At 53.5% G+C, this 19,828-nt stretch carries 20 protein-coding genes; 9 read left to right on the top strand and 11 right to left on the bottom strand.

Annotation, left to right across the window (positions count from 1 at the left end; translation table 11 throughout):
* Positions 1-46: 46 nt before the first annotated feature.
* From BM231_RS06490 to BM231_RS06445, 10 genes are all read right to left on the bottom strand, one after another.
* A complete protein-coding gene (locus BM231_RS06490; RefSeq protein ID WP_093517769.1) occupies positions 47-748 on the bottom strand; it encodes a c-type cytochrome in 702 nt (233 codons plus the stop codon).
* Positions 745-1,806 (bottom strand): c-type cytochrome, encoded by a 1,062-nt coding sequence (locus tag BM231_RS06485; protein WP_093517767.1) that lies wholly within the window; start codon positions 1,804-1,806, stop codon positions 745-747. The genes BM231_RS06490 and BM231_RS06485 overlap by 4 nt, the downstream gene beginning before the upstream one ends.
* Positions 1,790-3,055: a sulfite dehydrogenase gene (gene soxC, locus BM231_RS06480; RefSeq protein WP_093517765.1), complete on the bottom strand. Its 1,266-nt coding sequence runs from the start codon at positions 3,053-3,055 to the stop codon at positions 1,790-1,792. Before soxC ends, BM231_RS06485 begins: the two co-directional genes overlap by 17 nt.
* Positions 3,056-3,094: 39 nt before the next feature.
* The gene (gene soxB / locus BM231_RS06475) at positions 3,095-4,777 is read right to left on the bottom strand and encodes a thiosulfohydrolase SoxB (RefSeq protein ID WP_093517763.1); all 1,683 of its coding nucleotides are present in this window, start codon (positions 4,775-4,777) and stop codon (positions 3,095-3,097) included.
* Between the two features lie 84 nt (positions 4,778-4,861).
* A complete protein-coding gene (soxA, locus tag BM231_RS06470; protein WP_093517761.1) occupies positions 4,862-5,704 on the bottom strand; it encodes a sulfur oxidation c-type cytochrome SoxA in 843 nt (280 codons plus the stop codon).
* Positions 5,705-5,731: 27 nt separating this feature from the next.
* Positions 5,732-6,061, bottom strand: coding sequence for a thiosulfate oxidation carrier complex protein SoxZ (soxZ, locus tag BM231_RS06465; RefSeq protein ID WP_057463825.1), 330 nt, complete (start codon positions 6,059-6,061; stop codon positions 5,732-5,734).
* Positions 6,062-6,084: 23 nt separating this feature from the next.
* Entirely contained in the window at positions 6,085-6,519 is a 435-nt protein-coding gene (gene soxY, locus BM231_RS06460; protein ID WP_093517759.1) for a thiosulfate oxidation carrier protein SoxY, read from the bottom strand.
* Between the two features lie 128 nt (positions 6,520-6,647).
* Positions 6,648-7,106, bottom strand: coding sequence for a sulfur oxidation c-type cytochrome SoxX (gene soxX / locus BM231_RS06455; RefSeq protein WP_093517757.1), 459 nt, complete (start codon positions 7,104-7,106; stop codon positions 6,648-6,650).
* 128 nt (positions 7,107-7,234) lie between these two features.
* A complete protein-coding gene (locus tag BM231_RS06450; protein ID WP_093517755.1) occupies positions 7,235-7,807 on the bottom strand; it encodes a SoxW family protein in 573 nt (190 codons plus the stop codon).
* 64 nt (positions 7,808-7,871) lie between these two features.
* Positions 7,872-8,609, bottom strand: coding sequence for a cytochrome c biogenesis CcdA family protein (locus BM231_RS06445; RefSeq protein ID WP_208860128.1), 738 nt, complete (start codon positions 8,607-8,609; stop codon positions 7,872-7,874).
* A gap of 60 nt (positions 8,610-8,669) precedes the next feature.
* Here BM231_RS06445 and BM231_RS06440 point away from each other — a divergent pair, with 60 nt between their 5' ends.
* The 9 genes from BM231_RS06440 (at position 8,670) to BM231_RS06400 (ending at position 18,420) form a co-directional block, all read left to right on the top strand.
* Entirely contained in the window at positions 8,670-9,047 is a 378-nt protein-coding gene (locus tag BM231_RS06440) for a thioredoxin family protein (protein WP_244310563.1), read from the top strand.
* Between the two features lie 64 nt (positions 9,048-9,111).
* Complete coding sequence (locus tag BM231_RS06435; RefSeq protein ID WP_063287075.1) at positions 9,112-9,618, top strand: GlcG/HbpS family heme-binding protein; 507 nt, start codon at positions 9,112-9,114, stop codon at positions 9,616-9,618.
* Between the two features lie 146 nt (positions 9,619-9,764).
* Positions 9,765-10,112: an ArsR/SmtB family transcription factor gene (locus tag BM231_RS06430; RefSeq protein ID WP_063287076.1), complete on the top strand. Its 348-nt coding sequence runs from the start codon at positions 9,765-9,767 to the stop codon at positions 10,110-10,112.
* Between the two features lie 38 nt (positions 10,113-10,150).
* A complete protein-coding gene (locus BM231_RS06425) occupies positions 10,151-11,209 on the top strand; it encodes a YeeE/YedE family protein (protein WP_093517753.1) in 1,059 nt (352 codons plus the stop codon).
* 336 nt (positions 11,210-11,545) lie between these two features.
* Positions 11,546-12,172 (top strand): bifunctional nicotinamidase/pyrazinamidase, encoded by a 627-nt coding sequence (gene pncA, locus BM231_RS06420; RefSeq protein WP_057463817.1) that lies wholly within the window; start codon positions 11,546-11,548, stop codon positions 12,170-12,172.
* Complete coding sequence (gene pncB / locus BM231_RS06415; RefSeq protein WP_093517751.1) at positions 12,169-13,461, top strand: nicotinate phosphoribosyltransferase; 1,293 nt, start codon at positions 12,169-12,171, stop codon at positions 13,459-13,461. Before pncA ends, pncB begins: the two co-directional genes overlap by 4 nt.
* A 115-nt stretch (positions 13,462-13,576) precedes the next feature.
* A complete protein-coding gene (locus BM231_RS06410; protein WP_093517749.1) occupies positions 13,577-15,202 on the top strand; it encodes an FAD-binding oxidoreductase in 1,626 nt (541 codons plus the stop codon).
* 24 nt (positions 15,203-15,226) lie between these two features.
* Positions 15,227-16,885 carry a glycerol-3-phosphate dehydrogenase/oxidase gene (locus tag BM231_RS06405; protein ID WP_093517739.1) on the top strand — a complete coding sequence of 553 codons (1,659 nt, stop codon included), beginning with the start codon at positions 15,227-15,229 and terminating at the stop codon, positions 16,883-16,885.
* Entirely contained in the window at positions 16,882-18,420 is a 1,539-nt protein-coding gene (locus tag BM231_RS06400; RefSeq protein ID WP_093517738.1) for an FGGY-family carbohydrate kinase, read from the top strand. The genes BM231_RS06405 and BM231_RS06400 overlap by 4 nt, the downstream gene beginning before the upstream one ends.
* On the opposite strand, the gene BM231_RS06395 is transcribed toward BM231_RS06400, so the two are convergent.
* Positions 18,417-19,679 carry a malonyl-CoA decarboxylase gene (locus BM231_RS06395; RefSeq protein WP_093517737.1) on the bottom strand — a complete coding sequence of 421 codons (1,263 nt, stop codon included), beginning with the start codon at positions 19,677-19,679 and terminating at the stop codon, positions 18,417-18,419. The genes BM231_RS06400 and BM231_RS06395 overlap by 4 nt on opposite strands.
* Between the last annotated feature and the right edge of the window lie 149 nt (positions 19,680-19,828).

The raw sequence follows: 19,828 nt of genomic DNA, 5'->3' as shown, positions 1-19,828 counted from the left end.
GCGTGAAAACAATAATTTGAGCGAAGCCTGCCAAAAGGGCCCCGCTCTAATGCAATTCTTTAAAATAGGCCGCCAGCGCAGCAATCTCCTCCTCCGAGAGCCGCTTGGCGATCATCTGCATCACAGGATGAGGCCGATGTCCCTTTTTGTAGGCCCGCAGTGCAATCACAAAGTCTGGTTGCGGCCAACCTGTGATGGAAGGGATCCCTTTGTCTGCTCCGCTGGATTGATGGCAACTGGTACATTCGCCAGAAAGATATTCGCCATACTCAGCATCTCCATCCAGATAAGTCTCCTCGTGAAGGCTTGGCGCATCCTGTCGTAAGAGACTGGCAGAAGCCTCTGGGATGTTGGCAGGGCTCACGGAAAACTGGCGCAGATAAGCGAGCAGATCAGAGCGATCCTTTTCCTTTCTCATACCCCGGTAGTTCATGCGGGTACCGGAGACGAGGTTTTTAGGGTTTTGAATGTAAATGTTCAGCGTGTCGATTGTCCAGCGCAGACCATCAGCACCAGCACGCTTCATGGCCTTTGAGTATGTCGCGCCTTCAATGGTTGCAGCCTTCCGGTCAAACACGCCATTCAAGTGAGGGCCAATGCGGTTCTTTGCGTCCTTGCCAACGTCATGGCATCGCAAACAAGCATTGAACAGGCGTTCCCCACGCGCAATATCCTGAGCAGAGGCAACCGAAGTTGCCCCTGACAGGAAGCCAAACGCGAGGACGAGGGCAGGTATCAGTGCTCTCATTGGGAGTGGCTCTTCAGGAATTCGATAAGGGCAATGCGGTCTTTTTCCTTCTTGAGGCCAGCGAATGTCATCTTGGTGCCCTTCACAAACTTTTTCGGCTTGGTCAGGAAGACATCCAGATTTTCGTCAGACCAGACAAGGCCATCACCATTAAGCTTTTTAAGGGCCTTTGAGTATTTGAAGCCGGCAACCACAGCCGCCTGCTGGCCGATAATATCATTCAGGATCGGACCAACCTTGTTCTTGGCCTTCTCACCCACTTGATGGCAGGCCTTACACTTTTTGAAAACCTTGGCGCCTTTCTTAATGAGTGCATCATCAAGAGCAACGGGTTCCGGCATTGGAGCAGTCTCTGCAGCAGGCGCTGGTTCAGCCGCAGTCACAACTTCGGCCTCGGGCTTTTCAGTTGCAGCTGCTGCTTCCTCAGCTGCTTTCGTCTCTTCCGGTGTCACATCCAGAACCTGAGCCCGTGCGGTGATCTTCACGTCCGCTTTACAGTCTTTCATGCAGACATCGCGCTTTTTGAAGACCGGCGACTCTTCGCGGTCATCCATGTAAAAGCCGTCTTCATTTGGTAGGCGTACGGAGGTGAAGTTCTCCTGGCTCAGCTCAAAGTCATCCTCAACAAGATCATTGGCATAAAGCAGGAAGGCCGTGATTGCGTAGACTTCATCTGGCTTCAAAGACTGGGCCTCGCCAAATGGCATGGCACGGTTCACATAGTCAAACACGGTTGAAAGATACGGCCAGTAAGAGCCGATGGTCTTAACCGGGCGTGCGGAAGTCAGTGTTCCGTCCCCGCCAGAAAGAACCGGCCAACGATCAACACCCTCCGCGAAGTCTCCGTGGCACACGGCGCAGCGCTCTGCAAATATCTCTTCGCCTTGCTCCACGTTTCCGCGTCCGGCAGGCAAGCCCTGTCCATCAGGGCGCACATCAATATTCCATGCGGCAACTTCAGCAGGGGTGGCTGCACGGCCAATATTGAAAGAACCAGCTGTCGCCGCGCTGGTGAGCAGTAACGTTCCAGTCGCAAGCACACTAAGAAATTTCAACATTTTCCGCCTCACCATTTTCGTCAACGTACCAGGTGTGGATTCCGTTGTTGTGGTAGATGGAGTTTTCGCCGCGAACAGCGCGAAGCTCATCTTTTGTTGGCTGTACGTAGCCCGTGGAATCGTGTGCGCGAGATTGCAGCAGCAGCGGCTTACCATCCCAGTCAAACTCAAAGTAAAAGCGGTGCATGGACTTGTCGAAACTCAGGCCATCCATACGGGCAGCATGCCAGTTCTTGCCGCCGTCTAGTGTGATGTCTACGCGCGGAATAGTGCCGCGGCCAGACCATGCCAGACCAGTCAGGACCGTATGACCGCTCTTATGCAGGATAGGAGCCTGCGGGCTTGGGTTGGTGATGATGGACTTACAGTCCATTTCCCAGGTAAAGCGACGAGCTTTCCCATTCTCCATCAGGTCGGTGTACTTGGAGGTCTCTTCCCTGTGGTGCCACGGCTCATCACCCACCTCGATGCGGCGCAGCCACTTGATCCACATGTTGCCTTCCCAACCCGGAACCACCAGACGCAGCGGATAGCCTTGCTCAGGGCGTAGAGCTTCACCGTTCATCTTGAAGGCAACAAGGCAATCATCCAAGGCTTTCTGCAGTGGAATGGAGCGGGTCATGGCAGAGGCATCAGCACCTTCCGGCATCAACCACTTGGCGTTGGTTTTCAGGCCGGCTTCTTCCAGCAAAAGCCGAAGCGGAACGCCAGTGTACATCACGTTATGGATCATGCCATGGGTGAACTGACAGCCATTGAGCTGTGCCCCGCGCCACTCCATGCCGGAGTTAGCAGCACATTCCAGAAAGTAGATCCGGTTCTCTCGTGGAAACCGCAGGATGTCTTCCATGGTGAACACAAGTTCTTTGTCCACCAGACCGTTGATCATCAGACGATGCTGGGCAGGGTCAATATGAGCGGCCCCGCCATGGTGACGCTCAAAGCACAGGCCGTTCGGCGTGATGATGCCGTCCAGTTCATGCAGCGGCGTAAAGTTGATGGAACTCACGCGGTCAGCCGTCAGCCATTCAACAGTGCGCCGTTTCACATGCGCCTCATATTGCGAGGGCACGCCATAAGGCATGGCATCAACACCGTCTCCCAGCTCCTGCATCCACGGCTGCAGATTGGTGATGGCCGGGTCATTCGCCCGTGCTGGAAGTGCAGCGCCAGTCAAGGCAGCTCCACTCAGTAAGGCCCCGCCTTTCAGGAGGTTTCGGCGGGTAGGTGACTTTAGTCTTTCACTCATGTCAATTACTCGTCATCTCAAAATCTGTCAGGGTTCGCCTCACACGCCTGTAACGCGAACGGTAGAATTGGGGTCCATTGTGATGGTGCCTTTACGGCTTATGTAATCTTCAACCACTTGCCAGATCTCAGGCCCCTCGGTGTCCTCTCCAACAGAGGCCCAACCCGAAACCACGTAGGTCTTGGCAGGATCAATGGTCTCGCCGGTTTTCAGCAGCGTCATGTTGGTCACGCGCTCACCCACCGGCTTGGAAACGTCGATGGAGTAACCCATGCCGCCCACGCGAACCATGTCACCACCCTGCTGGTAGTAAGGGTCCGGGTTGAACAGGTTGTCGGCCACATCCTCCAGAATTTCATGCAGGTACTGCCCGGTCATCTCAGAGCGGTAGGCATTTGGGTAGGTCATGCTGGTGGCATTGTGGATGTCTTCGCGGGTGATGTTATCACCCGGCAGCAGGGATGGTCCCCAGCGGAAGCCCGGAGACAGCGCAATGTCTGCTTCCCGCTCCTCAATCAGCGCCTGACAGATCAGGTCATCCCACGTACCGTTGAAGTTGCCACGGCGGTAAAGCAGGCTGTCGGTTGTGCCGATGACTTCTTCCAGCTCCTCCTTGAACGGCGCGCGCTCTTTCTCTATCAGAGCTGCCATCTCAGGGTCGGGAGCAATCACATCGGCAAACACCGGGATCAGCTTGTAAGTGAAGTCTTTGATGCCGTTCTTGTCGACGTCAAGATCCAGACGAGACACAAACTTACCGTTGGAGCCAGATGCGATGATCATGGTCTCGCCAACCTTCACCGGCTCCGGCACCGCATCATGAGTGTGACCGCTCAGGATCACGTCAATGCCGGAAACTTGCTGTGCCACCTTGCGGTCTACATCAAAACCATTGTGGCTGAGCAGGACAACAACATCAGCGCCTTCCTGCTTCACTTCCGCAACCATTTCCTGAATACGTGCTTCGCGGATGCCGAAGGAAAGGTTCGGGAACATCCAGCCCGGATTGGCGATTGGCATATAGGGGAAGGCCTGACCGATCACAGCAACTTTGGCACCGCCGCGCTCGAAAATCTTGTAGGGTTCAAACGCTGGTTCGTCCCATTCATTGTCAAAGATGTTGGCACCCAAAAACGGGAAGGGCAGTTCCTCAACAATCTCGTTCACCCGGTCAATGCCGTAGGTGAACTCCCAGTGCGAGGTCATCGCATCGGGGCTCAAGGCATTCATCAGGTTGACCATGTCCTGGCCTTGGGTCTTCGTGGCCGTCATCGACCCATGCCATGTATCACCACCATCAAGGAACAGCGCATCAGGACGTTCTGCCCGGATCGACTTCACGATAGTCGACACCCGGTCCAACCCGCCCATCTTGCCGTAGCTACGGGCCAATGAGACAAAATCCTCAGAGGTGAGGGCATAGGCTTCCGGCGTTCCGGTCTGGTAGTTGAACGCCTTCAGCAGGTCCTGACCAGTGATGTGCGGCAGCAATCCCTTTTGGGCACCCACACCAATATTCACGGAGGGCTCACGGAACCAGACAGGCTTCACCTGCGCATGACAATCCGTAAAGTGGATGATGGTCACATTGCCGGTGGTTTTGAAGTCCAGAAGTTGGTTCTGTGTCAGGGCCTGACGCGCGGCCAGCACTGGAAAACTCCCAGCCCCAAAAATAGCGGCTGCAGCGACACCAGCCTGCAAGAAATCACGGCGCGAGATCATCTCCGCACCCTCCGTAGGTTATTAGAATTTCGAAAATTGTTTTAGATCAGGAGGTTGCTATAAGTGAGCAACCTCCAAAATCACTTAGTTACGAACAGATGGGGTCTCGACTGAAAGTCCCATCCCGCGAGATGTTACATAAGCTTCCAGAGCAATGAACTCATCACTCCCGCGCTTGTAAGGCTCAGCTCGCACCTGATCCATGCAGCCTTTAAACCGGCGGTGAATGGATCCGAGCCCACCCCATTTCAGACGATACACCGGGAACCCGTTGATCTGACCCTGACTCAAATGGTCAGCACGGATCATGTTGCCGTAATTGTCTTCATGGCAGTTGGCACAGGCCATATTCAGCAGGCCAACACGGGTGTAGTAAAGCTCTTCACCCTTCTTGACCCAGTCTGCAATTGGTCCGTCGGTCTTCATAGCGACTGGCATGCCACGGGATTGCAAACCGATCAGAGCCGTCATGGCCAGCATCTCGGCGCTCTCCCACTTCCACGGCTCTGCTCCCTGATGTGTCTCGATGGACGCATTGATCAGCATTTCCATGGTGGCAGGCTTGCCCATCTCGTCATTCCAGCGCGGCAACTTGGTCCGCAAACCGGCAAAGTTATCCGCATCTCCATGACAATCCGCGCAGGATTGATTGGATTTGCCAGCGGGCGTTTCCCAAATTTCCTCAGCATACTCAATGGCGACAAACGCAGGATTCTCAAAGTCATCCATTTGCAGTGCCTGAGTTTCAGCAGAGCGAAAACGCCAACCTGAAATCAGCTCGTCCAGTGGATGGTCATCCGCCGGAACAGCAGTTGTTGCAATTGTTTCGCCATCGATGACAAGTTCGCGTCCGTCATCTGCAAGCGCAGCAGTGCTAAGTGTGCCGAAAAGAAGCCCCCCAGCGAGTATTGAAACCGTCCTTTTCATACCCTTCTCCTCCCAAAGAATGGCTGCCTAGGCGACCGTGATTTTCTTTTCCATGTCGTAGACGGAGCCGTCATCATCCGTCCATTCAAACCGAACCGCACCGGACTCTGGAATCCGCATCTGAAACTCGATGTAAGGGTTCGCAGAAACAGAAGGTTCAATATCTGCCATGAACACGGGCTCGCCATTGAAGCTGGCAGCAAACTTATTGATGATCTTGCGTGGAATGGTCTCGCCGGTTTTCTTGTCCTTGCGCTGACCAGATTCCATTGGGTGCGAGATCAGTGTCTTGATGGTCACGACTTCGTTTACGCTTGCCTTTTTAGGCACTTTGACGCGTGGTTTTACCTTTGCCATGTGTTTCTCAATGCCTTTTCTGATTAACCGCCACAGCCACCGATGGTGACCTTGACACTACGCTTTGTCATGATGGCGGACCCGTCCGGCATCTTTGCAATGGCGACAATGTCCTGCGTTTTCGCAAGGCGAATACGGGTCTTGGCTTCCTGAGCGCCGGAAAGAGCGCTGAAATGGAATGTCGCAACACCCGGGCTCGGGTTGCCTGCTGCAAGCAGCATGATGGAGGCTGCACCCGGCGCAGACACTTCAATCGGAACAGTGTTCCCGTTTTCAGCAATCTCTGGTGCACCAATGGCAATGTCACCGCTTCCCGGCTTCGCGCCACCAGTGAACTCTATAATTGCATCTTCAACAGCATTGCCTGCTGCAAACGCAGGCGCGGTAAAACGCAGTGTCGTCAGAGCGGCTGCGCCTCCCACTGCCAAACCAAGCGCTTCACGTCTGGTAACAGTCATTAAAAATCCTCCTTGGAGCGTATCTCCCCACCAGGCGCTGAGCACTCTTTGGGAAAATACGCTTAAGCAATAATTCTGGGCGTGGTGCGGAACTGATCAGCAACGCAGCACGCTCAAGGCAAACGCGCCTATTCTTTCAAAGTCGCCAGATAAGCGACGATGTCTTCAACTTGTTCTGCTGAAAGAATGGTCTTTCCCGCAAACTTCTTTGCCACGCGGTTCAAACCTTCGCTCTTGTAGAAGGCAGGCATAATTGTCGCTTCCCCGAAGACTTCCTTCGAGTTGATAACAATCGCCCGCAATTCCGCTTCGGTGTAGGTGTCTCCGATACCCTCAAGGTACGGACCTATCTCTCCATGGAACTGCTCTTCGGCAAGATCATCATTCGCGTGACAGGCAAGGCAGTTTCCCAGTTTGCGATTGGCGAACCATTCCCGTCCTTTGGCTGGGTCACCAACTGCACCGGTCAAAGACACCGGCACTGCTGCCTCGACAAATTGAACGTCACCTGGAGCAACAACTCCGGCAACGGCACTTCCTGAAATTAGCAGCGTTGCAGCCGCTATAGTTTTGGCAATCGCCTTCATTGCTCCCTCCCAATTACAGCGATTCAATTTTTTTATGCTACTCAGATACGTAGAAACACTCAACTTAAAATTCACATAATTGAATATGTTAATATATCGACCTTAGTCTAAATAGTTGAGTGAAAACGCTATTCTGAGGCTTCTTTTTGTTTCAAAAATTCACGTGCATGAAATTTTTGAAAATGTTCTTCGCCCTCATAGCCCTTCTGTTTGACCCAGCGGAGCATGTTGAGGGTGGTCCATTTTCCAAATGAACCAGGCATGGTCTGCACAGAGGCAGTCCCTGCTGTTTTGCCAGTCCCAACCTCTTCAGGCAGGAACAGGAAGGTGGGGGTGAACACAACGCCCCAGCGACGTGCGATGTTCTTCTCGGTTTGAACTTCCCCGTCGAAGTCCGTCACCTCTTCATCGCCAAACAGGTTCATCTGAACCACGAAGTAGTTGTCTTCAATGAATTTGCGAACCTCTGGGTCGCTGAAGACATTCTTATGCAAGCGTGAGCAATAAATGCAGCCGCGTTGCTCAAAGAGAATAACCATGCGTTTGCCTTCTTCATTGGCAGCAGCAAGGTCCTCTTTAAGGTCTTTGAAGGTTAAGCGAAGCCAAGGCTGTTTGTGGAGACCGTCCTCTCCAACCTCAGCAAAGCTCAGTGTCATGCTGGCGAAAATCATCGCTGCAGCAAGCATTAATTTTTTAAGCATCGATCCCTCCCATAACGCACCACTCCCGAGAACCCCTCAATGGTTTTCAAGAGATGGATACGCCTCAGCTTAAAGATGTCAGTCCTGGCGCATACTCAATCATTTGCTCTGCAATCCAGGAAACGGTGTTCGTCCCAATCAACACCGCGAAAATAATCAAAAGAACGCCCATGCCTTTTTCGATGGCACCAAGGTACTTCCGAAAACGGCCCATGAAACTCAGGAATGGCTTTGAAAAAAAAGCTGCCAGAATGAACGGCAGCGTCATGCCGATCCCATACGCAAACAGCAGCAACATGCCCTGAGAAACATCATCACTGGCACCTGCCGTGAATAGAATAGTTGCCAGAACCGGACCAACACAGGGGGTCCAGCCAAAGGCGAAAGCCAGTCCCACAAAGTAAGCGCCAATGATTCCAGCTGGGGCTGAAGAGCTGTCGAGCCGGGCTTCTCTCAGCAGCAGATTGAGCCGGATGATGCCGACAAAATGCAGGCCAAGAATGAAGATGACAGCAGCAGCCATGTAGCGCAGCACGTCAAACCAGTCTCGCAGCAACTGGCCGAAGACTGTTGCTGTCGCGCCAAGGCCAACAAAGATTGTGAGAATACCGGCAGCAAAGAAAAACGATGTAAAAACAACGCGTCGCTGAATGGCAGGGGTGACCCCGTCACCGGAAAGCTCATTCATTCCAATGCCTGCAATGTAGCAAAGGTAGAACGGCACAATCGGTAAAATACAAGGCGAAAGGAACGAGAGTAACCCCGCGCTCCCCGCCGCAATGATAGTTAGATCTGGATACATATGGGCACTTGCTAAAAACACATTCTATTATTAGAATATTTAGATATCATAGATTTTAAAATGTCAATCGTGGATATCATGAGCAATTTTGGTTGGATCTCATTTGTCATTTTCGCCCTTCTTTTCAGCAGTGCCCAGGCGGCTGGTTCGACCATGAAATTGCTTCTGGTCGAGGACGAAATCTGCCCTTGGTGCGAACGCTGGGAAGAGGAAATTGGTGGAGCCTACGGCAAAACAGAGGAGGGGCAAAAAGCTCCTTTGATGCGAATGGATATTGATGATCCGATTCCCAAAAACGTGACCCTGAAAGGAAAGGCGCGGTTTACGCCAACCTTCATCCTTTTAATTGACGACGCCGAAGTCCAGCGGATTGAAGGTTACCCGGGAGAAGATTTCTTCTACCCCGCCCTGAACCAGATGCTTCAGTCAGCTCAATAATAATATTGAAAAGAAATTCATCTTTCCCGGTCAATCCGGGGCATAATTCAGTTGGGAGAACTCCATGAAATCATTCATCACAGGGGCGGCATTGCTTGCAATGTCCGCAGGCTTCAGCGTTGCGCAGGCAGAAGATGAATCCGCCTTTGTCAGCTTCAAATCTTTGAAGCCGGAAATTGCCATGAAGCTCGCTGTTGCCACCATGGAAGCTTGCCGCGAAGGCGGCTATCAGATCTCTGCTGTTGTCGTCGATCGCTTCGGCCAGACACAAGCAGCAATCAGAGATCGTTATGCTGGCGTTCATACAGTCGACACAGCACGCGGAAAAGCATGGACGGCTGTCAGTTTTCGTGGCTCTACACTGGAAATTCAGCAGGAGATCAAGGCAGGAAATCTGTCGGCAGGTCTGCGTGACATCCCGGGTGCTGTGGCATTGGGTGGTGGCCTCCCAGTCGAATCTGCAGGTGCAATCGTTGGTGGAATTGGTGTCTCCGGTGCGCCCTCTCCAAAAGTTGATGAGGAATGTGCCCAAAGTGGCCTAGAGGAAATCTCGGATTTGCTGGACTTCTAAAAGGTATTCGCGGTGCAATGGTTGAAAAATGATTGCATTCAGCGTATGCCACCACTTCAAAGGTGTGCTGTAAGGTCAGCTGTAATTTATTCAACTTTAACTGACCTTGCTCACTCCGTTCCAAATGGTCTGCAGGATTTGGTTTAATGGCTATACCCATGATTGAACGTGGGATGAAAGAAGAAGACATCGAACGCATGGTTGGCCATGCTAAGGATGCAACTGATTTCCTGAAAGCATTGACACACGAAGGCCGATTGATGATCCTGTGTCATCTCGTTACGGGCGAAAAGTCAGTAACGGAGCTGGAGCAGCTTCTGTCGTCTCGTCAGTCTGCGGTCAGTCAGCAACTTGCACGTTTGCGCTTGGATGGTCTGGTAAATTGCCGAAGGGACGGTAAGGCAGTCTATTACAGCCTCAAAGATGAACGCGCAGCTCGGGTTCTGGACCTGATTTTTGAGTTGTTCTGCACCGAAGAAAACAGCGATAAGTAATATTTAAGCTCCGGCGTTTTGGTCTTGGGAGGGATCAAATGTCCGAGGATATTCTGGCGGCACTCGCAGGCCTTGCGGGTGGTGTTTTGCTTGGCCTTGCTGCACGTCTTGGCCGCTTCTGCACACTTGGCGCAATTGAAGATGCTCTTTACGGCAAAGAGTGGCTGCGCATGCGCATGTGGGCCTTCGCCATTGCCATCTCCATCGCATCGACGTTTCTGCTGGCTCACCTTGGCCTGATCGCGCTGGACCAAACCATTTACCTCACCCAAAGCTGGAACCCGCTCGCCTGCATCGTCGGCGGCTTGATGTTTGGCTATGGCATGGCAATGGCCGGATCCTGCGGTTTCGGTGCTTTAGCGCGCTTGGGCGGCGGAGATATGCGGTACTTCGTTCTCTCCCTGGTGATCGCCATTTCAGCAGCCATGGCCGTGGGTGGCCCAACAGCCTACCTGCGTGTGTTCCTGTTCCCGACTGAAGTCTCGGAAGCAAGCTCAACAGGCATCGCACACGCTCTTGCCCAACGGCTGGAGCTTTCCGAACTGACAATCGCCCTGATCATTGCCGGAGCCATTGGCCTTTTCGCTGTCAGCAACAAAGAGTTCCGCCAAAGCCCCAAAGCTATCATTGCCTCATTGGCTGTCGCTGTCGCGATCCTCCTCGGTTGGGTTGCAACCAGCTATCTCTTTGAAGAAAGCTTTGAGGAAGTTGCAGTTGCCAGTCACTCCTTCACAGTTCCGGTGGGCGATACTCTTATGTATCTCATGACCGCATCTGGTGGTGGCCTGTCTTTTGCCGTGGGGTCAGTCATCGGCGTCCTCAGCGGGGCGTTTCTTGGTTCACTCATAAAAGGCCATTTCAGATGGGAAGCCTGTGACGACCCGCGTGAACTCAGACGCCAGATCCTTGGTGGTTTTTTGATGGGCACTGGAGGAGTGATTGCTCTGGGTTGCACTATCGGGCAGGGCATATCAGCCTTCTCGACACTCGCAATCAGCGCGCCGGTGGTCATGCTCTCCATCATCGCTGGAGCCGCTATCGGCCTTCGTCAGCTCGTTGTCGGCTTTCAGTTCGCCTTCTGGAAGCAGTCATCCTGACGGAGTACCCGCAGTGACTTGTGCATAAAGATGCCCTTGGAGTAAGGCGGCCAAGACACACATTGCCTAAATTATAGATTTTACCTCTGGTTGCTGATTAATCCCGCATATTTTGCTTGAGTTTGGCGGAGATTATCGCAATATTTCGCGCTGGCCACTTCGGTGTATCTAAACGTCCTCGCATTTTGCTCTGCGAAATTTTTAGCGTATCGCCGAAAAGTGGACACCGGTTTTCGGATGAAGATACGCGAGAACAAAGACTAAAGCAGTTCGACTGCTTCAACTAAGATGTGAACTGCTTTAGACAGGACTACTCATCGCGAACAGGAAGCAACCATGACACGACCGGCAAACGAAGCTCTGATTATGATTGATATTCAGAACGATTTCTGTTCGGGCGGAGCTCTGGCTGTGAAGCACGGTGAGCAGATCGTCCCTCTGGTCAATGAGCTGCAAAACGAGTTTGCCGTCAAAGTGTTGACGCAAGACTGGCACCCGCAGCATCATAAATCCTTTGCGGATAATCACGACGCCAAGCAGCATTATGATATGACGGATATGCCCTATGGCCCGCAGGTCCTGTGGCCAAACCATTGCGTGCAGGGCACAAACGGTGCCGCATTTCACAAAGACCTGAATACCGACAGTGCCGACCTTGTCCTGCGCAAAGGCTTCCGTCCGCACATCGACAGTTACTCCGCTTTCTTTGAGAACGACCACACCACCCCAACCGGCCTGTCGGCCTACCTGCGCGAGCGTGGTGTTGATACGCTGCACATGGTTGGTCTGGCCACGGATTTCTGCGTGCGTTTCTCAGCCGTGGATGCGGCAAAACTGGGGTTCAACGTGATTGTTCATCTGGATGCCTGCAGAGCGATCGATCTGAACGGATCCCTCAAAGAGGCTTTGAATGAGATGCAAAGCCACGGTGTCAAATTCTCTGGCGAGATGGTTGCACAATGATTGATATTGCCTCCCGCGTTTATAACCACAATTGGAAAATCGACCCGATTGTTCGTTCCCTGATCGATACCGACTTCTACAAGCTGCTCATGGCGCAGTCGGTCTATCTGAACAGGCCGAACACGCAGGTCACCTTCAGCCTCATCAACAGAGCGCAGCACATTCCGCTGGCAAAGCTCATTGATGAGAAGGAACTCCGCGATCAACTGGACCACATCCGCACACTCTCCCTGTCTCGCGGGGAAAGCACATGGCTGCGCGGCAACATGTTCTACGGCAAGCGGTCCATGTTCCGTGCCGAGTTCCTTGAGTGGTTCGAAAACCTGCGCCTGCCGCCTTACCATCTGGAAGTCAAAGACGATCAGTACGAGCTCACCTTTGAAGGCGACTGGCCTGCCGTGATGCTCTGGGAAGTCCCGGCTCTCGCTGTGCTGATGGAACTGCGCTCCCGGGCCGTGCTCAAAAACATGGGCCGGTTCGAATTGCAGGTTCTGTATGCCCGTGCCATGACCAAACTCTGGGAAAAAGTCGAATGCCTGCGCAAGGTTGAAGACCTCTCATTGGCAGACTTCGGCACCCGCCGCCGCCACTCATACCTGTGGCAGGACTGGTGCGTGCAAGCCATGATGGAAGGCCTCGGCAAGAAGTTTGTCGGCACATCCAACTGCCTGATCGCCATGCGCCGCGAAGTGGAAGCAATCGGTACCAACGCGCACGAGCTGCCGATGGTCTATTCCGCTCTGGCAGAAAGTGACGAGGAACTTGCCGAGGCACCGTATCAGGTGCTGAATGACTGGCAGGAAGAGCACGACGGTAACCTGCGCATTATTCTGCCAGACACGTTTGGGACCGAAGGTTTCCTGAAACGCGCTCCGGGTTGGCTGTCCTCCTGGACAGGCATCCGCATCGACAGCGGTGACCCAGTCAAAGGCGCAGAAGCCGCTATCAAATGGTGGAAAGCCTGCGGTGAAGACCCGACCAAGAAGCGTGTCATCTTCTCAGATGGGCTGGACGAAGACATGATTGCCCACCTCCAGCGTAAGTTCCACGGTCGCGTTCGTTGCAGTTTTGGTTGGGGAACCATGCTGACCAACGACTTCCGCGGGCTGGTGCCAGATGATGCGCTGGCTCCGTTCTCACTGGTCTGTAAGGCCATTTCTGCAAACGGCAAGCCAACAGTCAAGCTTTCCGACAATCCCAATAAAGCTATGGGATCACGGGAAGAAATTGAACGCTACAAGCGCGTTTTTGGGGTTGGTAAGCAGATGAGCCAGAAGATTGTCGTGTAACGCGGCGTATTTTAGCCATCACTCAAAATAATCCACTTGCATAGTTTCCCTATGCGTAAACTCTGTGTAGCATGCGTCACGCAGCACAGTTTATACGTGTGGGGGAGCGACTAAGATGAGAAGATGGAACGGTTGGGGCGATGACACGCACCAGGCGGAGTTGGCCGATTTTGCTAAGGCCTTGATCGCAGAGCTTTTAGGCGAAACACATCCGCTATCTGATGCCACCTTGCAAAGCGCCATTGACCGCGTTCCAGTGTCTCGTGCGCCAGACCATCCCTTGCTGGATAAAACGCCCGCAACACGCATCAGACATGCATCTGGCCAGAGCTTCTCTGATTGGCTGCAAATGCGCAGTGGCATGTTTGAAAACATCCCCGATGCTGTCGCTTTCCCGGAAACCTCCCAGCAAGTTCGAGAGCTTATGGACTGGGCAGCGCAGCAAGACGTGATCCTCGTCCCGTATGGCGGAGGCACGTCCGTTGTCGGGCATCTGGCGTGTCCGGCGAGTGAGAAACCGCAGATCACCATCGCACTCACACGCATGAATCGCCTGCTGGACTTCGACAAGGAAAGTCAGATCGCGACTTTCGGAGCTGGCGTGCGCGGGCCGGATCTCGAAGCTCAGCTGGCAGCCATCGGTTACACCCTCGGTCATTTCCCGCAAAGTTTTGAGCTCTCCACCGCTGGCGGTTGGGTCGTCACACGTTCCTCTGGTCAGCAATCTCTGCGGTATGGCCGCATTGAACAGCTCTTTGCTGGTGGCACGCTGGAAACGCCCAAAGGCACATTGGAGATTCCAAGTCTTCCTGCATCCTCTGCTGGTCCTGACCTTCGCGAGATGGTGCTCGGTTCAGAAGGCACGCTAGGCATCCTCACTGAAGTAAAACTGCGCGTCACGCCATTGGCTGAAACAGAGCAGTTCTATACGGTCTTCATGCCGGATTGGGAAAGTGGCGTCGCTGCTGTCCAGGCCGTCACGCAGGGCCGCATTCCGCTCTCTATGATGCGCCTGAGCAATGCGACAGAAACCGATGTGAGCCTGAAGCTGGCGGTGCCGGAGAAGAAGCTCTCCAAGCTCAACATGCTCTTCAAGCTCAAGGGTCTGACTGACCAGAAATGCATGCTCACATTCGGGCTGACAGGATCAAAGAAGCAAGTTTCCGTAAACCAGAAACTTGCGAACACCTGCCTGAAGCAGCACGGCGCCAAGCGCGTTCTTTCCAAGATGCTGGGCGACAAATGGAAGGAAGGCCGCTTCAAAGGACCATACCTGCGCCACCCATTATGGGAACATGGCGTGGGTGTCGATACCTTTGAGACTGCAATGGACTGGTCAGCCCTGCGCCCCTACATCAACGTGGTTGAACAGAGCGTCACCAAAGCATTGAAGGAACAAGGCATTCCCGTGTTCGCCTTCACGCATCTGTCTCACGTCTACCCGCAGGGCTCCAGCGCATACACCACCTATCTGTTCCCCGTTGCCAGCACCTACGAAGAGACGCTGGAACGCTGGAAAATCATCAAGAAAGTCGCATCTGAAACCGTGGTTGCCCATGGCGGTACCATCAGCCACCAGCATGGTGTCGGGCGTGACCACGCACCATACTTGCCTGCAGAAAAAGGCGCACTGGGCATGAGTGCCTTAAAAGCACTGAGCCACAATTTCGATCCTGACCAGCGCATGAACCCCGGCGTTTTGATCTCCGAGGAAACCGTAGGCAACACAGAACCCGCATAACTCTCAATATTGGAGGAGGGTGCAATGGCAAATACAGGGCAACTCAGCAGGCACGAAAAACTGTCGCTCATAAAACAGCGCAGTAAGCCTTGGGACATGGTTGTTGTTGGCGGTGGCATTACCGGAGCTGGTGTTGCGTTGATGGCAGCACGAGCTGGCCTCGATGTTCTGCTGCTGGAAAAGCAGGATTATGCATGGGGCACGTCCAGTCGCTCCTCCAAGATGGTACATGGTGGCTTACGTTACCTGTCTCAGGGCGAGTTCCGGCTGGCACGGGAATCTGTGCGTGAGCGCGAAAGACTGATGCAGGAAGCTCCCGGCCTCATTGAACCCATGAGCTACCTTTTTCCGTTCCGTGAAAAGCAATTCCCAACCCGTCGCGCCTTCTCTGTCCTCCTCAACATCTACGGATACTTCGCCAGAAAACGCGACCACAAATATCTGGACCGCGACCAGACCATTGCTGCTTTGCCGGGGCTCAATGAACATGGTTTGCTGGGCTCAGCGCAATATACTGATGCCCTCACAGATGACAGCCGCCTTGTCCTCCGCGTCCTTGCTGATGCCAGACGAAGTGGCGCAACCACGCTCAACTATGCTGCTGTGAAGATGATCCATAGTGACGGGGGAGGATCAAAACTCCTTGAGGTGCAAGATCAGGAAACCAGCGAAGTCTTCGCAATCTCAACCAAAACAGTCATCAACGCGACCGGGGTCTGGGCGGATGACCTGCGTGAGCAGCTGGGCCAGACCAAACGCATTCGCCCTCTACGGGGCAGCCACATAGTCGTTGCGTCCTGGCGCATGCCAGTGCATCAATGCCTGACCTATCTGCACCCGCAGGACAAACGCGGCGTCTTCATTTACCCATGGCTGGGCCGCACGGTGATTGGAACGACCGATCTGGATCACTCGGAGGATCTGGATCAGGAAGCTGCGATCAAGCCGGAGGAGGTGGCGTATCTTCTAGCTGGTGCCAACCACAACTTCCCCGGCACAAAGCTCACTGAGAAAGACGTCATTTCAACATGGTCTGGCGTCCGGCCAATCGTAGGTAATAAAGACGAAGACCCCAAAGAATTACATCCGTCAAAAGCCAAACGCGACCATGTGGTGTGGGATGATGATGGCACCATCACTGTCACAGGCGGCAAGCTCACCACCTTCCGCGTGATGGCAGAGCAAGTGCTGGAAACCTGTGCGACCTATCTGGAAGGGAAGAACACGGCGCGTGCTGGAGACTATGTGTTCGAACCCCAGCAAAGCACTCTTGACGACAAAGCCAGTAGGGACCTGCCAGAAGCAGAACTCAAACGGCTTCAGGGTTACTATGGCGCTGATCTTCCAACACTTATTGCAGCAATGTCTCCCAATGGCCTTTCCTTCATCAGCGGTACAAATCGTACTTGGGCAGAGCTTGAATGGGCCATCATGCATGAAGAAGTCGTGCATTTGGACGATCTCCTTTTGCGCCGCACGCGAATTGGCTTAGTGTTGGAAGAAGGCGGGACAGCATTAGCTGGTGAGCTGGAAACACGGCTGAGAGATAAATTGGGGTGGTCCATGGAAAAATGGCAGGACGAGTGGTCGCGATATCGGAAGATTTGGCGAGATCACTACAGCTTGCCGTCAACATGTACATCGCAAGAGCAGGACATGATGCATGAGGTGACTGCTGGATGACGGAAACACTTCTCGCCATCGACTGCGGCAGTCAGAGCATCCGGGCCTTGCTGTTCTCTCCAGACGGGACGCTCCTGTCCAAGGTGCAAAAGCCGATCACGGACTATCGGAGCGATAATCCCGGTTGGTCGGAGATTGACCCGCTTATCTTGTGGGAGTTGCTGGGCCGCTGTTGCCGTGAGCTGTGGGACAGAGGGGCTGACCCGACCGCCGTCAAAGCCATGAGTGTCACCACACAGCGCGGCACGCAAATTGCAGTTGATGAGAGAGGCATCCCTCTACGCCCTGCGATCACATGGATGGATGAGCGCATTGAAGACCAGCAGAAACCATTGCCGCTGCTTTGGAAAACAATCTTCGGCGTGGCAGGCTTGTCTCGGTCCATCAAGAGTGTACGCAGTGAATGTGAGGTCAACTGGATCGCAGTGAACCAACCCGGAATTTGGAAGAAAACCTATAAATTCCTACAGGTTTCCGGCTACCTCAATTTCAAGCTGACGGACCTTTTTCGCGATTCAACAGGCGCACAGGTTGGTTATGTTCCCTTTGATTACAAAAAGCAGCAATGGGCGAGTGATAATCATTTTCTCTGGAAGCTTTTCGCCTTCAAACGCAGCCAGTTACCAGAGCTTATCGAACCCGGAAATCCAATAGGATATGTGAGTGAAGAAGCTGCGCAGCATACAGGGCTTCCAGAAGGCTTACCGGTCATCTCCGCTGCTGCTGACAAAGCGTGTGAGGCTGTCGGCTGCGGCGCAGTGGATGCTAGCGTCGGTTGCCTCAGCTACGGAACACGGGCAACGGCGACCATTCACTCCAGAAAGTACTTTGAGGTGGAACGCCCTCTGCCTGCCTATGCTGGCGGAATGCCGCGTATGTTCACGCCAGAAACCTCTGTCATTCTGGGGTACTGGATGGTCAATTGGTTCAAGGAAGAGTTCGGCCACCCAGAGCAGGAAAAAGCCAAAGAGATTGGCAGCCCGGTCGAAGTGTTCTTTGACGACCTGCTCAATAGCACACCTCCCGGGTCCCATGGCTTGACGTTATTGCCCAAATGGGGCCGTGACAACGGACGTTCCACGCCAGTCAAAGGCGCGATTATCGGCTTTGGGGATGTGCACACCAGAGGCCACATCTACCGCGCTATCATCGAAGGCATCACGCTGGAACTGCATCGTGGATTGAAGCGGATCGAACGCAAAAGCGGTGAGAAGATCAAAGTCTTACGTGTCTCCGGCGGCGGCTCTCAATCTGACGCGATTATGCAGATCACCGCAGATATTTTCGGCCTGCCAACTGAGCGCCCGCATACTTTTGAGACCGCAGGTCTGGGCGCTGCCATTGCCGCAAGTGTGGGTGCTGGAGTCCATCCCGACTTCACGCAGGCCATGAAAGCCATGACACGGCAGAATGAAGTGTTTAAGCCGGACCCGAAAACGGTCCAGCTCTACAAGAAACTATTTGAGGATGTCTACCTGCCCATGCCGCGCAGGCTTGCCCCACTGAACAAAGCACTCAGAAAGATTGTCGGCTAGGCAACATCGCTCTTGGGCTGAGACGCTGTTTGCACAACACCAGCCTTCGCGAGCGCCTGTACGCGTTTAGATGCCACAATTTCCTTTTTATTCGCAAACACTTCGTGGTTCTGCGAGATTTTTTGCAGGTCATACAGGTAGTTCACCATCACTCCTGCCGATTGCTTTTTGCCGTTCTCGGAAGTGTCCGCCCCCACATGCACATCATGCACCAGTGCGCCGTTATAAAGATGGAACCGTGCTACCGGATCAAACGGCATATCGTTCTTCCGCTTGCCTTCAAGAAGGTAATAGGCGGCCAGTTCCTTCAAAGCTGCATCAGTCTCCGGCATTTCAATCTCTTGCTCTTTAACCCACTTACAGAAGGTCGGCAGCGGAGACAGTGTGACATACGTCTTCAACTGGCTGAGTTCACGCGAAAGATCCTGAACCACCTGTTTGATCAGAGAGTTGCCAAAGGAAACACCCGCAAGACCACTCTGACAGTTAGAGATGGAATAGAAAACCGCCGTATCCACGTCATCAACCGGCACAATATCCCGCTCTTCTGCAAGCACGCCTTGAATGGAGGAGGGAACCCCTTTGGTCAGCGCCACTTCCACAAAGATCAGCGGCTCATCTGGCAAAGACGGATGGAAGAACGCGAAACAGCGCCGATCTTCAGGCTGCAAGCGCCGCCGCAAATCATCCCAACTATCAATGGCATGCACGGCTTCATAGGCGATGATCTTTTCCAGTATCTGTGCAGGACTATCCCAACTGATAGGCCGCAGCACCAGAAAACCACGGTTGAACCACGAGTTGAACAGGTGCTGAAAATCCAGATCTGTGCGTGCCAGATTCGGCTGCTCCTTCATGAAACCCAGCAAGTCCTTGCGCATATGCACCAGTTGATGGGTCGCGCCGGGCACCTGATTAAGCCGCCGCGCCAGCTCCTGCCGCTTAGGCTCCGCAGCTTCCACCAGCTTCCGGTAATTTGCTTCCGTCCGTTCTGTTTTATAAGAGGAAACAACACTCTCCAGCTGGTCTGGATCAATGTCCATCTCGCGGTTCAAAAACTCAAAAAACGCCCGCTTTCCGTCAGTATCTGTGGTCGCATACCCGTCCAATATCTCGTGGGCAATGACAGCACCGGAAACATCTCCCTGACTGCTCATCAAGGCATTGCAAAGCTCGGTTAGTGGGCGCTCATCCCGCTTGCCCATAAAAACGTAACGACGGTCAAAAAGAGTAGAAAGCAAATCTGCCAGCAGGCTCATGGTCAGGCGTCCTGTAGTTGCGCAGCGCAAAGTGCATCAGAAAATCGCCGGAACCCTAGCAAGGGACTGTTGGGAACGGAATGCAACAAACAGCTTAACAATGAAGTGATCCCTAACAACATGCTAACATCTGTAAATGAGCGACAAGA

Source organism: Pseudovibrio ascidiaceicola (genome assembly GCF_900114245.1).
In the GTDB taxonomy this organism is placed as follows: domain Bacteria; phylum Pseudomonadota; class Alphaproteobacteria; order Rhizobiales; family Stappiaceae; genus Pseudovibrio; species Pseudovibrio ascidiaceicola.
This window is presented reverse-complemented; position numbering and strand designations above follow the sequence as displayed.

What these genes read in the sequence shown, in the direction of transcription:
- BM231_RS06490 (WP_093517769.1), bottom strand. Translation starts at nt 748, where the DNA reads ATGAGAGCACTGATACCTGCCCTCGTCCTCGCGTTTGGCTTCCTGTCA.
- BM231_RS06485 (WP_093517767.1), bottom strand. Translation starts at nt 1,806, where the DNA reads ATGTTGAAATTTCTTAGTGTGCTTGCGACTGGAACGTTACTGCTCACC.
- soxC (WP_093517765.1), bottom strand. Translation starts at nt 3,055, where the DNA reads ATGAGTGAAAGACTAAAGTCACCTACCCGCCGAAACCTCCTGAAAGGC.
- soxB (WP_093517763.1), bottom strand. Translation starts at nt 4,777, where the DNA reads ATGATCTCGCGCCGTGATTTCTTGCAGGCTGGTGTCGCTGCAGCCGCT.
- soxA (WP_093517761.1), bottom strand. Translation starts at nt 5,704, where the DNA reads ATGAAAAGGACGGTTTCAATACTCGCTGGGGGGCTTCTTTTCGGCACA.
- soxZ (WP_057463825.1), bottom strand. Translation starts at nt 6,061, where the DNA reads ATGGCAAAGGTAAAACCACGCGTCAAAGTGCCTAAAAAGGCAAGCGTA.
- soxY (WP_093517759.1), bottom strand. Translation starts at nt 6,519, where the DNA reads ATGACTGTTACCAGACGTGAAGCGCTTGGTTTGGCAGTGGGAGGCGCA.
- soxX (WP_093517757.1), bottom strand. Translation starts at nt 7,106, where the DNA reads ATGAAGGCGATTGCCAAAACTATAGCGGCTGCAACGCTGCTAATTTCA.
- BM231_RS06450 (WP_093517755.1), bottom strand. Translation starts at nt 7,807, where the DNA reads ATGCTTAAAAAATTAATGCTTGCTGCAGCGATGATTTTCGCCAGCATG.
- BM231_RS06445 (WP_208860128.1), bottom strand. Translation starts at nt 8,609, where the DNA reads ATGTATCCAGATCTAACTATCATTGCGGCGGGGAGCGCGGGGTTACTC.
- BM231_RS06440 (WP_244310563.1), top strand. Translation starts at nt 8,670, where the DNA reads ATGTCAATCGTGGATATCATGAGCAATTTTGGTTGGATCTCATTTGTC.
- BM231_RS06435 (WP_063287075.1), top strand. Translation starts at nt 9,112, where the DNA reads ATGAAATCATTCATCACAGGGGCGGCATTGCTTGCAATGTCCGCAGGC.
- BM231_RS06430 (WP_063287076.1), top strand. Translation starts at nt 9,765, where the DNA reads ATGGCTATACCCATGATTGAACGTGGGATGAAAGAAGAAGACATCGAA.
- BM231_RS06425 (WP_093517753.1), top strand. Translation starts at nt 10,151, where the DNA reads ATGTCCGAGGATATTCTGGCGGCACTCGCAGGCCTTGCGGGTGGTGTT.
- pncA (WP_057463817.1), top strand. Translation starts at nt 11,546, where the DNA reads ATGACACGACCGGCAAACGAAGCTCTGATTATGATTGATATTCAGAAC.
- pncB (WP_093517751.1), top strand. Translation starts at nt 12,169, where the DNA reads ATGATTGATATTGCCTCCCGCGTTTATAACCACAATTGGAAAATCGAC.
- BM231_RS06410 (WP_093517749.1), top strand. Translation starts at nt 13,577, where the DNA reads ATGAGAAGATGGAACGGTTGGGGCGATGACACGCACCAGGCGGAGTTG.
- BM231_RS06405 (WP_093517739.1), top strand. Translation starts at nt 15,227, where the DNA reads ATGGCAAATACAGGGCAACTCAGCAGGCACGAAAAACTGTCGCTCATA.
- BM231_RS06400 (WP_093517738.1), top strand. Translation starts at nt 16,882, where the DNA reads ATGACGGAAACACTTCTCGCCATCGACTGCGGCAGTCAGAGCATCCGG.
- BM231_RS06395 (WP_093517737.1), bottom strand. Translation starts at nt 19,679, where the DNA reads ATGAGCCTGCTGGCAGATTTGCTTTCTACTCTTTTTGACCGTCGTTAC.